Here is a 13,972-nt window from a genome sequence, read left to right on the forward strand (position 1 = left end):
TTGACGGGAGGAACCCCGGAAGGTTGCGCAAAACCACGCGAAATGTATGAGCGCAGCTGCGTGGGTGAACGGCGTGTTTCTGTTCGTCAAACACTTGGTCCGAACACTGACCAACCGGTTGCGCGGACCAGTTCCTGAAATGCAATGCTGGCCAGATGAGAGTTGCCTTTTGCGTCCAGTCCCGGGCTCCAGGCTGTGACGGCTGCGACGCCTGGAACAATACACAGGATGCCGCCGCCGACACCGCTTTTGGCAGGAAGTCCGACGCGGAATGCAAACTCGCCCGAGGCATCATAAGATCCGCACATCATCATCAGCGCAGTCACTCTGCGCGCGCGCTGCGCGGACAGAACGGTTGAACCGTCTGCCGGGTTCTGGCCTGCGGCGGCCAAATAACGGCCCGCAACCGCCAACTGACGGCACGACATGGCGATGCTGCATTGGCGGAAATACAGCGACAGAACATCTTCGACCGGCGCTTTTAGGTTTCCCTCGGCTTTCATGAAATGCGCAAGTGCCCTGTTTCTGGACCCTGTCCGCATCTCGGAGTCTGCAACGGCTTTATCCACTTGAATGGACGGGTCCTCTGCGAGCGTCCGGCAAAGGTTCAGTACATCCTCGACCGCCTCATCAGAGCTTCGGTCTTCTAGCAGAACGTCGGCCACGACGATGGCGCCGGGGTTAATAAACGGGTTTCTGGGAATTCCACGTTCATGTTCGAGCTGGACGATTGAATTAAACGGATCGCCCGAAGGTTCGCGCCCCACACGTTGCCAAAGGGTCGCGCCCACATGTTGCAGGGCCTCTGTCAGTGAAAAAACCTTGGAAATGCTTTGAATGGAAAACAGCGTGTCCGCATTTCCGGCCGAAACAGGCGCGCCGTCAATGGGTGCGACAACGATGCCGAACTGGTTCAGGTCAACGCTGGCAAGTTCGGGAATATATTGGGCGACCTTCCCGCGTTCCGACATGCCGGCAACGCGATCGGCGATGTCATCCAAAATGACCTGCAACTCACCGGTTTCAACCACGCTGGGTCTCGGCATATGCCTCCTCCGTCCAGACTGAGTGATCCACGCCTTTGTCAAATTCAGGGAATTTGCGTGCCACAAAGCGGGGCTCAAGATTCTGTCTGCGCTGTGTGAAATAGTCCACGGTCAGTTTGTACACCGTGCCCGATAGCAGCACGATGGCGACCAGGTTGATGGTTGCCATTACGCCCATGGCTGCATCTGCAAAATTGAACACTGTGCTGACCGCTTGCACCGCGCCCCAGACGACCATGGCAAGACAACTCAGGCGCAAGATGTAGATAGGCACTTTGCCTTCCAGCTTCAGAAACGTCATGGCGTTTTCTGCGTATGAGTAATTGCCCAATATCGACGTAAAGCCAAAAAACACGATTGCGATTGCGATAAAATGGCGGCCGATCTCACCCAGATGGACCGCTGCCGCATCCTGAGTTAGACGCATACCGGTGGCCCCGTCTGGTTCGATGGCGCCAGACAGCAGGATCAGCAATGCTGTCGCGGTGGCGACCAGTATCGTATCCACGAAACAGCCAAACGCCTGAACCAAACCCTGGCTCGACGGGTGGTGCGGAGCCGGTGTGGCAACAGCCGCGATATTGGGGGCCGAGCCCATGCCAGCTTCGTTTGAAAACAACCCGCGCTTGATACCATTGAGCGCTGCTGCCATCACGCCACCTGTGACGCCGCCTGCGGCTTCCTGAAGGCCAAAGGCTCCTGCAACGATAGACCACAGCATTGCAGGCACCTGTGGCAGGTTCAGGACAACGACAACACAGGCCAACAACAGGTAAAGCCCGGCCATGAGCGGCACGACGATTTCGGCAAATCGCGCAATGGTTCGGATGCCGCCAAAGATGACCACAGCAGCCGCAGCCGCCAGCGCCAGACCAGCAATCAATTTGTTCAACCCGAACGCGCCTTCGAACGCCTCAGCGATTGAGTTGGATTGGACGGCGACAAAAACCAGGCCGAAACTGACGATCAGGCAGATCGAAAAGATCACCCCGGCCCAGGGCGCGTTCAGGGCATTGGCCATGTAAAAAGCAGGACCGCCACGGAACCGCCCGTTCGAAGACGTGACCTTGTAAAGTTGCGCCAGTGTGCTTTCGGAATAAGCCGTGGCCATCCCGACCAAGGCTACGATCCACATCCAGAAAATTGCGCCGGGGCCACCCAGGGTCAAAGCCACGGCGACACCGGCCAGGTTTCCGGTGCCAACGCGTGACGCCAGACTAACGGTCAGTGCCTGAAACGGTGTAATTCCGCGTTTGTCAGTGGATTTGGACGAGGTAAGGACGCGGATCATCTCGCCGAAATGTAGAAACTGCAGCGCACCCAGACGAATGGTGAAAAATATGCCGACGCCGAGCAATCCGTAGATCAGGACGTAGTTCCAAAGAATAGAGTTAATGCCGTTAACAATTGCTTCCATCGTCCGCCTCCTGAGAACTTAGACCGTTCGAAAAAGCAGCTAAAATACGATGCTTATTCGTCCATCATGCACGAAGGGAGGGTTGTCGAGTCAAGCTTCAAACCCGAAAATCGGCGAAACGTCCCGAGATATACAATTGATTTAACGATGAGAATTCATTCGGATGACGACTTTTTGCGCGGCTTCAACTATAGACTGACCTGCGTGTTCCGAAGGTTGTGAGCGCGCTGCGAAAAGCGCATTCGGGGCGCAGGCCGTCCCGAATGCCATAGTCATAGAAGCGTCCAGATGAAGTGTGCTTTGCCTATTCAGCGGCCATCTGTGCCGAAGGTGTCGACATCGAAATCACGCGCTCGTCTTCGGTCATGTCTTCTTCGATCCCGTCAAAAAGAGGTGTGGAGAGATAGCGCTCGCCCGTGTCTGGCAACATCACCAGAAAAACGGATCCCTGTGGCGCTTGCTCGGCCACTTTCATAGCAACAGCAAGCGTCGAGCCACCAGATATTCCCGTAAAAACCCCTTCTTCCGACGCCAGCCGTCTGGACCATTCAATCCCCTCGGTACCGGGGACAGGGATCAATTCATCATAGTAATCCTTGTCGATCGCCTCTTGCAGAACCCATGGGATAAAGTCTGGGGTCCAGCCCTGAATGGGGTGAGGTTCAAAATTCGGATGGCTTTCGGTCGGCTGGTGACCCTCGTTGCGGGTGTTTGTGTAACCCGATGACACAATCGCTGCGTTGGCGGGTTCTGTCAGGATGATTTTCGTGCTGGGGCGCTCTGCCCGAAGAACGCGTGCGACACCGGAAACGGTCCCGCCGGTGCCATAGCCGGTGACCCAGTAATCCAGCCGCTCACCTTCGAAATCTGCCATGATTTCTCGGGCAGTGGTGTTCTCGTGGATGTCGGCATTTGCCGACGTCTCGAACTGGCTGGCCAGAAACCATCCATTCTGTTCGGCCAGTTCCTTGGCTTTGACATACATGCCAAAGCCCTTTTGCGCGCGCGGCGTCAGCACGACCTTTGCCCCCAGAAAGCGCATCAGTTTGCGACGCTCGACCGAGAAGCTGTCGGCCATGGTCAGGACCAGGGGATACCCTTTGGCAGCACACACCATCGCAAGGCCGATCCCAGTGTTGCCTGATGTTGCCTCGACCACGGTCTGGCCGGGTTTCAGCCGCCCGTCGCGTTCCGCCGCCTCGATAATGTTCAACGCCAAACGATCTTTGACCGAAGCGGCAGGATTGAAAGCCTCGAATTTCACGTAGACCGTGACATGTGACGGCGCGATCTTGTTGATGCGTATGCAAGGCGTGTCACCTACGGTGTCGAGAACACTGTCATAAAGCCGTTTGCGTCCCTCAGTCTGCCGAATTCCCATGGCGGTATCCCTCTTTTGGTTGGCAAAATCCGTGCCAGTTTATACCAATTTCGCTGCTTCGGCGCTTTAAACATTTGTCTTGGGGGTGACCGACGAAGTCCCGTGCTGAACCGCCAGTTCAGGATGCCCATAAGCTTTTGGGTACGTCATCGGCACGACTGGGCCTGCGGGAATGACACCATTCCAGCTTCGACCAAAGTACCCTTGCCGACAGTGATCCAGCGAACTGCTGTTTGCCACACCGGGCAAGTCATGGACGCGACAAAGCCAACGCCAGAGGTGCGGGTAATCAAGAATCTTGGCGCCATTCAGCTTCATACGCACGTAGTAAACCGGGTCGTGGCGGTAGAGCGTCGGGAAAAGGCGCAGATCGGCTTCTGTAAATCGGTCCCCGGTCAGAAAAGGTCTGCTATCGCTGGCCAAGCGATCTTCCAACTGCGCCAATGTTTTAAAGTAAGTCCCGAAACTGGCGGCATAGACGTTTTGATCAGACGAGAACCCGGCCTTGTATGCCCCGTTGTTGATTGCGACGTAGATTTGCTCGTTCAGTTCGTCAATTTCAGCCCGGAGCGCAGGATCATCCGGGTAGAGGTTGGGCCGGTTGGCTTCATTGCAGGAGCTGCCCAGCAGCGCCGCATTGCCATTCAGCATTCGAATGATCTCGGCGCTTTCATTGTTGACGATACGGCCGGCTATTTTGTCATACAGGATTGGGACTGAACGTTCTTCTGAGCCTTCAACCCGGTAAATTTCGCGAACCAACCTGAAACCTTGCCCCGTTGCGGTTTCCAAGGTGCATTCAGGCAACGTCGCCCCAGTTGCCGAAGCAACAAGCTCGGGGGAAAATTGCCAGTTGTTCGGACCCTCGGGGTCGTCCTCGCCAGTGCGATTGGGGAAGGCCACATCCATTGAAATGCTGTCCTGCAAACCCAACACATTGCGCGCCAGCGTCACCCGATGACACCACGGGCAATTCAGCGCAACAAACAGGTGATAGCGCCCAGGTTCAGCCGGGAACTCTGGATCGCCGATAGCATGTCGAAATCTACTGACGCCGCGCACGAACTCTCCTCGTGCGCGGCGTTCTGAGGCATGGGCCTGATCTTCCTGTTTGGAATGGTCGGTCATGCGTGGCCTTATCCTCTTAGGCGGTGGTGCAGGATGATTGGAACCGCAAGGTCTTCCTCATCGCTCAGGTGGCGTTTCAGAAAGGCCTCGATGGCCTCTGAGGTGTCGCGCAGAGATCCGACTTCGGATCGGGCCTGAGCCTCATCCAATTGAATGAGCTTGATCACACGATTGGCCGTCCGTGTGTATTGGTCAAGGACCAGATCGAGGTCGGCATGGTCCTTTTCCAAAACCTTCAGTCCGCAGGCAAGGTCACCGCCCACTCAATTCAGGGCTCCCAGTTCACTGGCCGAGATTGGCAGGCGTTCCTGTGCCAGCATAGTCTGGAACCCAGCATGAGCTGACGCGCTAACCGTCACGACAACGTCTTCGCCGAACGCATGAGGGACCTACCCTTGTGTTATTGGGACAATGCCCAGCGGGATGATACCTCCGCCAAGAGGTTGAAGACAGGCGGGAATGTCGCGGTTTATTCCTCGTTCAGGGTCAGGGTGACCCGATCTCCGGCAAATACGGTTCGCCCGAATTCAACCGGCATACCATTGGGATCTGCGTTTATGCCGACGGAATACAGAACAGGCGCACCTTCTGTCAGTCGCAGGTGCAGGGCCTGTGTTGCCGTCGCCGCGCGCGCAGTCAGGCGCGTTGAGATGCGGGTGTAATCCTTAACACCGCAGTGCTGCAAAGCCTTCGTTACCGATTCTGTCTCGGACAGTGCCTCAAGAATGCCGGGCAAGCGGTTCGCGGGAAAGACACTTTGGAACAGCCCGATTGGCTGCCCATCCGCCAGAGACAGTCCGTCATAAACGTGCACCTGGTCGCCTGAAGCGATCTCCAGGGCCTCTGCTTCTGTTTCATCTGCGGCGCGCGTTGTGAGCGTAAGTATCTTTTTGCCAGGAATCTTACCGCTGGCCGAGATGCTCTTGTGGTATCGGACGCGCTTGCCGATGGCATAATCGGTCGGACGGGCTGCGACAAAGACACCGGCGCCGCGACGGGCATGCACCAGACCTTGGTCCGCCAGATCCGACAACGCGCGCCGTACCGTATGGCGGTTGACCCCGTGTTTTGCCGCCATTTGTGCCTCGGTCGGCAGGCGGTCGCCAGTGTTGTACCGACCTTCCGCAATGTCGGATGTCAGGTTCAGGGCGATGCTTTTCCAGACAGGTGTTTTTCTCATGTCATCAAATCTTCACAAGGTTGCGGATTGCCAGCCCAGGCATCGGGATGTAGTATTTGTCTAGTTGTATAGATCACGTAGACAACCCGGCCAAGAGGCTTTGATGACAGATCAAACAAATAATTCTAAGGCGGCGCGGCAGGGCTGGATGGGCCTGCTGGCGCGTGCGCCTGAAAGCGCGCTGATGACACTTTGGGATAAGTACGAAGGACGCCCGCACTTTGAATGGCTGCGCAGCCCCGAAGTGGGTGGTGTCATGGTGCGCGGGTGTACTGGCGGCACTGGTGCTCGGTTCAACCTTGGCGAAATGACCGTCACGCGGTGTTCCCTGGTGTTGCAGGATGGAACGGTTGGGCATGGATACGTGCAGGGCCGGTCCAAGCCCAAGGCCCAGGCGGCCGCGTTGATTGATGCTTTGATGCAGACCTCGGCTGCCGGTGCAGTTCATGACCAAGTGATCGCGCCGCTCAAGGGTCAGATGCAGTCTGCCAGAACAGATCGCGCCTCCAAAGCCGCAGCGACGAAGGTTGAGTTTTTCACCATGGTAAGGGGAGAGGACACATGACGGCGCAGACCCAGTTTTCCGGGGGTTTTCAGAACGCACCTGTACAGGCCGCGCATGCATTCCGCGCCGCTATGACCGTGATGGCCCGACCCGGAGAAATCCGTGACCTGAAGGGTGCGCAACCGCCAAAGCCCTTGTCGATCGCAGCGGGAACCTTGCTGCTGACTTTGTGTGACCCCGAGACAAAGGTCCATCTGGCGGGCGCGTTCAACACCGATGCGGTGCGCGAGTGGCTGACCTTTCACACAGGTGCGCCCCTTTCACAGGCCGCCGGTGCAGATTTTGCCGTAGGGAGCTGGGCCGACCTCAGCCCACTGGGATCATTTCGTATCGGTACCGCAGAATACCCGGATCGCTCGGCCACCTTGATTGTTGAATGTGACGCGCTGCAACAAGCAGGTGCCATTCTATGTGGCCCGGGGATCAAAGACACTGCGCGGCTGTCCCTGCCGGATGTCCCGGCATTGCAGGTCAACGCGGCTTTGTACCCGCTTGGATGTGACTTCTTTTTTACCTGCGGCGACCGGGTGGCGGCCCTGCCTCGCAGTACCCAAATCAGTGTGGAGGCCTAGGCAATGTATGTTGCAGTCAAGGGTGGCGAGACGGCCATCGAAAACGCACATGCCTGGTTGGCGGAAGAAAGACGCGGCGCAACCGACATTGACGAACTGAGCATCGTCCAAATCCGCGAACAGCTGGGTCTGGCGGTCAATCGGGTGATGGCCGAGGGGTCCTTGTACGACCCCGATTTGGCGGCCCTGGCCATCAAACAATCGCGCGGTGATCTGATCGAAGCGATCTTTCTGATCCGAGCCTACCGGACGACATTGCCGCGATTTGGCTATTCGAACCCGGTTAAGACTGATGAGATGGCGTGTGATCGCCGGATTTCGGCCACGTTCAAGGATGCGCCGGGCGGGCAGGTGCTGGGGCCAACCTTTGATTACACACACCGCCTGCTGGACTTCAAACTGGCCGCAGAAGGTGAGGTTCCGGCGGCGCCTACGGCGCAACCCCGCACCGAGGCGACGCCGCATATCACTGAGTTCCTGAAGGGCGAGGACATCATTCAGGATGAACCCGCCAGTGACACCACCCCGGGTGATCTGACCCGCGAACCGATGGAGTTTCCGTCGAACCGCCCCCTGCGTCTGCAATCCCTGACCCGCGGGGACGAGGGGTTTGTGCTGGGCATGGCCTATTCCACCCAACGCGGCTACGCCCGCAATCACGCTTTCGTCGGTGAGTTGCGGATCGGAAAGGTTGCAGTGGAAATGGACATCCCGGAACTGGGTTTCGCCATCGACATCGGCGAAATCGAATTGACCGAATGCGAGACGGTGAACCAGTTCAAAGGTTCCAAGACGGAACCCCCGCAATTCACCCGTGGCTATGGTTTGGTGTTTGGTCAGTCTGAACGGAAATCCATCGCGATGGCTTTGGTGGATCGCGCCCTGCGTTGGGAAGAGTTGGGCGAAGACAATCTGGGCGCACCCGCGCAGGACGAGGAATTCGTCCTCAGCCACGCGGACAACATTCAGGCGACCGGATTCCTGGAACATATCAAACTGCCGCATTACGTCGACTTTCAGTCCGAACTGGAACTGGTCCGCAAACTGCGCCGTGAGGCCGAAGAGCGGATCACGCCAAAGGAGGCCGCAGAATGATGGCTGCCGTGTTCGATATCAGGGGTGTGCCGCTCGACTGGCAGCCCCACGCACGGGTCAAGGCGTTGGCGGTCGAGCTGTGTGCAAGGGGTCGCTTATGAGCAGGACTGCGTCTGCATCCCCACTTGGGCAAACGAGGCTGACGAATTGCCAAACCCGCCTTACGGGCGTCGCAGTTTTCTACCGCGTGGCGAGTCCGCGCGCGCGCCAACCGAACTCCATTCGCCATTTGGATCCCGCTTTTGCGCACGACGTCGTCGCTTCGCATGACGAGAGTGAAAGAAAAGATACAACAATAGCGCCAATAACAATGCGCCCAACAGAAATACGTCCACAAAAACACCAAAAACAAAGTGATACATCAAAATGAATGAGTATAACTTCGCATATTTGGACGAACAAACCAAGCGAATGATCCGTCGCGCCATTCTGAAAGGTCTGGCTGTGCCCGGTTATCAGGTCCCTTTTGCCAGTCGTGAAATGCCGATGCCATATGGCTGGGGCACCGGTGGAGTGCAGGTTTCAGCCGCTACATTGACACCCGAGGACACGTTTAAAGTGATCGATCAGGGTGCCGATGACACCACCAATGCTGTGTCGATCCGCAAGTTTTTTGAGAACACGGCAGGTGTGAAAACGACCGAGGAAACCGAAAAGGCCACGGTCATCCAGACCCGCCACCGCATCCCCGAGGCGAAGCTGCACAAGGACCAGATCATCGTTTATCAGGTGCCGATCCCGGAACCTCTGCGCTTTCTGGAACCGCGTGAGACCGAGACACGCAAGATGCACAGCCTTGAAGAATATGGGTTGATGCATGTGAAGCTGTACGAGGACATCAGCCAGCACGGGGCTATTTCGACCGCATATGCCTATCCGGTGAAAGTGTCGGACCGCTATGTGATGGATCCGTCGCCGATCCCGAAATTCGACAACCCAAAACTTGAGATGGACGCGATCCAGTTGTTTGGTGCCGGGCGGGAACAGCGGATTTACGCAGTTCCGCCGCATACCAAGGTCGTCAGCCTTGATTTCGAAGACTACCCGTTCGAGGCCACCAAAGCCGACCACCCATGCGATTTGTGCGGCGCCGAGGACAGCTATTTGGACGAAGTGATCATGGATGATGCCGGCAACCGGATGTTTGTTTGCTCGGACACCGATTATTGCCGGTCTCGCCGCGAGGCGGGCCATGTTGGCCGACTAGCCGAGGAGAATGCGGCATGACCCCCTTGTTGCAGGTCAAAGGCATCGAAAAGCGCTATGGCGCGCGGATCGGTTGCTCAGATGTGAGTTTTGATCTCTTCCCTGGAGAAGTAATGGGGATCGTGGGTGAAAGCGGATCGGGCAAGTCGACGCTGTTGAATTGCATGGCCGGTCATCTGGAACCCGATGCGGGGCAGGTGATTTTTGACACACGTACTGATGGTCCGGTGGATACAGTCACCATGTCCGAACCGGAACGCCGGATGCTTAGCCGCACGGATTGGGCCTTTGTACATCAGCATGCCCGCGATGGCCTGCGGATGTCGGTCAGTGCTGGCGGCAATATTGGTGAGCGTCTGATGGCGGTAGGAGATCGTCACTATGGCGCCATCCGGGACCGTGCGATCGACTGGCTGGGCCGGGTCGAGATTGAAGAATCCCGTGTGGATGACCGTCCGTCGGCCTTTTCTGGCGGGATGCAGCAAAGGTTGCAGATTGCCCGCAATCTGGTCACAGGGCCGCGCCTCGTGTTCATGGATGAACCAACAGGCGGGCTGGATGTTTCCGTTCAGGCGCGTCTGCTGGATCTGCTGCGCGGGTTGGTGCGTGAGATGGGGTTGAGCGCGATCATCGTCACCCATGACCTCGCCGTCGTACGCCTGCTGGCGGATCGACTGATGGTGATGAAAAGCGGTCAAGTGGTTGAGGCCGGGTTGACCGATCAGGTTCTGGACGATCCGCAACATGCCTACACGCAGTTGCTCGTATCCAGTGTTCTGCAGGTTTGAGTATTTGGAAAAAGATGAAGTGCTATGATTGAGCTTATCAATGTCAGCAAGAGCTTTACCTTGCACAATCAGGGTAGTGCCGTAATTCCGGTGATGCAGGGTGCATCGCTGAAAGTCGCCGCAGGTGAATGCGTCGCCCTGACCGGAGCCTCGGGGGCAGGGAAATCAACGCTGATGCGGGTGATCTATGGGAATTATCTGGCCGCATCAGGACAGGTTCTTGTCGGTGATCTGGACGTTGCCAAGGCCAAGCCGCGCGAAATTCTGGCTTTGCGGCGTGAGACGCTTGGCTATGTCAGTCAGTTCCTGCGCGTGGTCCCCAGGGTTCCGACGGTTGAGGTGGTGGCCGAGCCGCTGTTCGCCGTTGGGTGCGACAAGCAAGCGGCGCTGGATAGGGCGGCGGGTTTGTTGCGGCGGTTGAACATTCCCGAAAGACTATGGAGCCTGAGCCCGACCACTTTTTCGGGTGGTGAGCAACAGCGGGTGAACATCGCACGTGGATTTGCGCATGATTACCCTGCGATGCTGTTGGACGAACCGACTGCCTCACTGGATGCGCAAAATCGCGAAACGGTGCTGTCTTTGATCGAAGAGGCCAAAGAACGCGGCGCGGCGATTGTTGGCATCTTCCACGATGTCGAAGCCCGCAACCGGGTCTGTGATCGCGAGATCAACGTGTCTGAATTCACCCCGGGGATGGTCGCGTGAGGCTTGCGCCTGTCATAGCCGTTGTTGGTCCGTCAGGTGTCGGCAAAGACAGCGTCATGGAAGCGTTGGTCGCGGCGTCGCCAGGTATCCTGCGGGTTCGCCGGGTGATAACCCGCCCCGAAGGCGAAGAAGGCGAAGATTTCGACCGGGTGTCGATTGAAATCTTCGAGCAGATGATGCTGGACGGAGCCTTTGCGTTGCACTGGAGCGCGCATGGACTGCACTACGGCATCCCGATTGAAATCGAAGACCAACGGCAAAAGGCGAATGCGCTGTTGGTCAATCTGTCCCGTTCGGTTTTGTTGAACGCGCAGGTGGTTTTTGGCGACCTGATCGTGATTTCGCTGACAGCGGACCCTGAGGTGCTGGCGCAGCGCCTCTTCGCGCGTGGGCGGGAAAGCACCTCTGATCAGGCGCGTCGTTTGGGACGGGCTGGTATGCCCTTGCCCGACGGGCTGAACCGCGTGATCGAAGTTGATAATTCCGGGCCGCTGGAAGTCACGATTGATGCGATCCTTTCCGGGCTTCAACCGGAAAGGGCGTAGCGATGGATCAGATGAAACCTCCCATCTTCGGCTTCGCCCATAAGCGCCAGATCCTTGATCTGACAGGGGGCGGGCAGCAGGGGGACCAGCTGGTCCTCCAATGCGGCCTGAACGGTTTTCAGCGTGGGTTTGTCCAGTTTTCCGCTGAGGGTGATGTGAAAGCGGAACGTGTCCATCACGTAGGGGTAACCCCAACGCAACAGGTTGGCGTCCTGTTCCGGCGTCAGGCCCGAGGCACGTCGGCGGTCCAGTTCCACGGCGGACGCGGGGGCGCGAAAGCTGTCAACTTCACGGACGCAAGCCGTTGCCAGCGCGTTCAGAGCGTCGGTATCGCCCAAGGGCCGCAGGGCCAGAAAACGACCCAGCCGGGCGATCTCGAACCCGTCCAGCGTGACGGGCGGTTGCGTTCCGGCCAACCGTTCACAGGCGTCTTGCAAGACGGCCAGAGATTGCCCCTTGTTCAGGCGAAACGGCGGCTTCAACGTCGCGTGAAGACCGTATTTGCGCGGAACATCGGTCGCGGCTCCGACGTCCACGCCGTCAATGACAGGATGCGCAACTTCAGTTCCGGCTTCCATGTCCCAGCCCAACCATTGGGTCGCAAAGCTTGTCCATCCGGCCTGAGCCGGTGGCGCAAAATAGATCGCGTATCGCGTGAATGTCACATTGGCCTCCTATGCGTGGCCTTTCCAATAGCTCAAACCTTGTGAAGTTCAGATGACAGAAGAAATGATATTTGCCAATGCCACGCTTGTTCTTCCCGATGAGACGGTCGTGGGCAGCCTTCGGATTTTGGGGGATACGATTGCCGAGGTCGCGACCGGCCCGGCTGTTCCCGCTGGCGCAATTGACTGCGAAGGGGATTATGTCTGCCCTGGTCTGGTCGAACTGCACACTGATAATCTTGAGCGCCACATTCAGCCGCGGCCCAAGGTCGACTGGCCTCATGCCGCCGCTATTCTGGCCCATGATGCCGAACTGGCCAGTACCGGGATCACGACCGTGTTCGACGCGATGCGGATAGGCTCGATCCCATCCGGGCAACGCTATGTCAAATACGCGCGCGGTCTGTCGCGTGAGCTGTGGCAGTTGCGGGAACAGGATGCATTGAAGATCAGCCATTTTCTGCATTTGCGGGCCGAGGTTTGCTCAGAAACCCTGGCCGAAGAATTAAACGAATTCGGGGCCGAAGACCGTGTTGGTCTGGTCTCACTCATGGACCACACGCCCGGACAACGACAGTTCCGCGATATGTCGAAACTGGAAGCGTATCTGAAAGGCAAACTGGGGCTTGAGGGCGATGGATTTCTGCAACACGTGGCCGACCTTAAGGCGATGCGCGACCGCTATGGTGATCTGCACGAGGTTGAGACGGTAAAAGCGGCCAAACGGTTTGGTGCAATGCTGGCCAGCCATGATGACACGACGGACGAACAGGTGCGCGTATCGGCCGGTCACGGGATCACCCTTGCCGAGTTCCCGACTACGGTCGAGGCTGCGCAGTCCTGTCATGATCATGGTATCAAGGTGATGATGGGCGCACCCAATGTGATCCGAGGCGGGTCGCATTCCGGCAATGTCGCTGCGCATGAATTGGCGCAGCTGGGTCATCTCGACATACTGTCCTCGGACTATGTGCCATCCGCATTGTTGCTGTCTGCTGTGAAACTGGGCGAGATGTGGGGTGATTTTGCCCGCGGATTGAAAACCGTGACAAAGACACCGGCAGAGGTCGTTGGGCTGGATGATCGTGGTGAGCTGCGGGCGGGCACCCGGGCGGACGTCATCCGGTTCCGGATGCGCGAAGGAACCCCTGCGTTGAATGGTGTTTGGTCGCGCGGACGACGCGTGGCCTGATCAGGCCCTGTAGAACAAGTATCGGTCCGGCGCGATGGTGTCCGGGCCGCTTATCTGTTCAAAGCCAACCAAAGGTTGGCCCGAGATTAGCAGACCACCGGGCAACATCACCTGCGCAATCAGTGGGCTAAGGCGCGCCGCTTCGGCAACGTCCTCTTCCTTGACACCCCGCCCGAAATCGTAGTGACCGAAAGCGATCCTGGGTCCACCTTCTGCCAGCTTCTGCAGCATCGGCTCGGCCTCACCCTGCAAAAAATCTTCCGCTGGCGGTGTGCTGGACGGATGGCACTGCAGCACGCGGTCCATGACCCAGATCCTCCGATCCGGCAGAATTTCCCGCAGGTGATCATAAGTGCGCCCGTTTCCAAGGCCCATATCCAGCACGTCGCCTGCCATACCCGAGATCTGATCTACCGCCCAATTCAAACCGTCACGTTGTGCGGTCAGGCGGCGCAGCATGGAATCCAGTCGGCTCATTCAGATC

The 13,972-nt window shown here is 57.7% G+C and carries 16 protein-coding genes; 8 read left to right on the forward strand and 8 right to left on the reverse strand.

From position 1 onward, the window contains the following. Positions 1-86 precede the first annotated feature (86 nt). The 6 genes from AC2FLA_RS11225 to phnF all read right to left on the reverse strand — a co-directional run bounded on the left by AC2FLA_RS11225 (position 87) and on the right by phnF (position 6,152). A complete protein-coding gene (locus AC2FLA_RS11225; protein WP_496722228.1) occupies positions 87-1,046 on the reverse strand; it encodes a glutaminase in 960 nt (319 codons plus the stop codon). Then, positions 1,024-2,463, reverse strand: a complete 1,440-nt coding sequence (locus AC2FLA_RS11230) for an alanine/glycine:cation symporter family protein (protein ID WP_496722230.1) — start codon at positions 2,461-2,463, stop codon at positions 1,024-1,026. Before AC2FLA_RS11230 ends, AC2FLA_RS11225 begins: the two co-directional genes overlap by 23 nt. Positions 2,464-2,767: 304 nt before the next feature. After that, entirely contained in the window at positions 2,768-3,844 is a 1,077-nt protein-coding gene (locus tag AC2FLA_RS11235; protein ID WP_496722232.1) for a PLP-dependent cysteine synthase family protein, read from the reverse strand. Positions 3,845-3,910: 66 nt separating this feature from the next. Then, positions 3,911-4,972, reverse strand: coding sequence for a glutathione S-transferase C-terminal domain-containing protein (locus tag AC2FLA_RS11240; RefSeq protein ID WP_496722234.1), 1,062 nt, complete (start codon positions 4,970-4,972; stop codon positions 3,911-3,913). A gap of 8 nt (positions 4,973-4,980) precedes the next feature. Further along, positions 4,981-5,235 carry a hemerythrin domain-containing protein gene (locus tag AC2FLA_RS11245; RefSeq protein WP_108860908.1) on the reverse strand — a complete coding sequence of 85 codons (255 nt, stop codon included), beginning with the start codon at positions 5,233-5,235 and terminating at the stop codon, positions 4,981-4,983. Between the two features lie 206 nt (positions 5,236-5,441). Then, positions 5,442-6,152 (reverse strand): phosphonate metabolism transcriptional regulator PhnF, encoded by a 711-nt coding sequence (gene phnF / locus AC2FLA_RS11250; RefSeq protein ID WP_496722236.1) that lies wholly within the window; start codon positions 6,150-6,152, stop codon positions 5,442-5,444. A 103-nt stretch (positions 6,153-6,255) separates the two neighbouring features. Between phnF and phnG the strand changes: the two genes are divergently transcribed. The 7 genes from phnG (at position 6,256) to AC2FLA_RS11285 (ending at position 11,631) form a co-directional block, all read left to right on the forward strand. Continuing rightward, the gene (phnG, locus tag AC2FLA_RS11255; RefSeq protein WP_496722238.1) at positions 6,256-6,717 is read left to right on the forward strand and encodes a phosphonate C-P lyase system protein PhnG; all 462 of its coding nucleotides are present in this window, start codon (positions 6,256-6,258) and stop codon (positions 6,715-6,717) included. Further along, positions 6,714-7,289: a phosphonate C-P lyase system protein PhnH gene (gene phnH, locus AC2FLA_RS11260; RefSeq protein ID WP_496722240.1), complete on the forward strand. Its 576-nt coding sequence runs from the start codon at positions 6,714-6,716 to the stop codon at positions 7,287-7,289. The genes phnG and phnH overlap by 4 nt, the downstream gene beginning before the upstream one ends. A gap of 3 nt (positions 7,290-7,292) precedes the next feature. Next, complete coding sequence (locus AC2FLA_RS11265; RefSeq protein WP_496722242.1) at positions 7,293-8,384, forward strand: carbon-phosphorus lyase complex subunit; 1,092 nt, start codon at positions 7,293-7,295, stop codon at positions 8,382-8,384. 366 nt (positions 8,385-8,750) lie between these two features. Next, positions 8,751-9,611, forward strand: coding sequence for an alpha-D-ribose 1-methylphosphonate 5-phosphate C-P-lyase PhnJ (locus AC2FLA_RS11270; protein ID WP_496722244.1), 861 nt, complete (start codon positions 8,751-8,753; stop codon positions 9,609-9,611). After that, on the forward strand, positions 9,608-10,378 hold the full coding sequence (gene phnK, locus AC2FLA_RS11275) for a phosphonate C-P lyase system protein PhnK (protein WP_496722246.1): 771 nt from the start codon (positions 9,608-9,610) through the stop codon (positions 10,376-10,378). The genes AC2FLA_RS11270 and phnK overlap by 4 nt, the downstream gene beginning before the upstream one ends. Before the next feature lie 24 nt (positions 10,379-10,402). Continuing rightward, positions 10,403-11,086, forward strand: a complete 684-nt coding sequence (gene phnL / locus AC2FLA_RS11280; protein ID WP_496722248.1) for a phosphonate C-P lyase system protein PhnL — start codon at positions 10,403-10,405, stop codon at positions 11,084-11,086. Further along, positions 11,083-11,631: a ribose 1,5-bisphosphate phosphokinase PhnN gene (locus AC2FLA_RS11285; protein ID WP_496722250.1), complete on the forward strand. Its 549-nt coding sequence runs from the start codon at positions 11,083-11,085 to the stop codon at positions 11,629-11,631. Before phnL ends, AC2FLA_RS11285 begins: the two co-directional genes overlap by 4 nt. Here the strand turns inward: AC2FLA_RS11285 and AC2FLA_RS11290 are convergent. Next, positions 11,613-12,296, reverse strand: a complete 684-nt coding sequence (locus tag AC2FLA_RS11290) for a DUF1045 domain-containing protein (protein ID WP_496722252.1) — start codon at positions 12,294-12,296, stop codon at positions 11,613-11,615. The genes AC2FLA_RS11285 and AC2FLA_RS11290 overlap by 19 nt on opposite strands. Before the next feature lie 52 nt (positions 12,297-12,348). On the opposite strand from AC2FLA_RS11290, the gene AC2FLA_RS11295 reads away from it, so the two are divergent. Continuing rightward, a complete protein-coding gene (locus AC2FLA_RS11295) occupies positions 12,349-13,488 on the forward strand; it encodes an alpha-D-ribose 1-methylphosphonate 5-triphosphate diphosphatase (protein WP_496722254.1) in 1,140 nt (379 codons plus the stop codon). On the opposite strand, the gene AC2FLA_RS11300 is transcribed toward AC2FLA_RS11295, so the two are convergent. Beyond that, on the reverse strand, positions 13,489-13,965 hold the full coding sequence (locus AC2FLA_RS11300) for a class I SAM-dependent methyltransferase (RefSeq protein WP_282152660.1): 477 nt from the start codon (positions 13,963-13,965) through the stop codon (positions 13,489-13,491). Positions 13,966-13,972: the final 7 nt, after the last annotated feature.

It is taken from the genome of Ruegeria sp. CDSA033, from assembly GCF_059612305.1.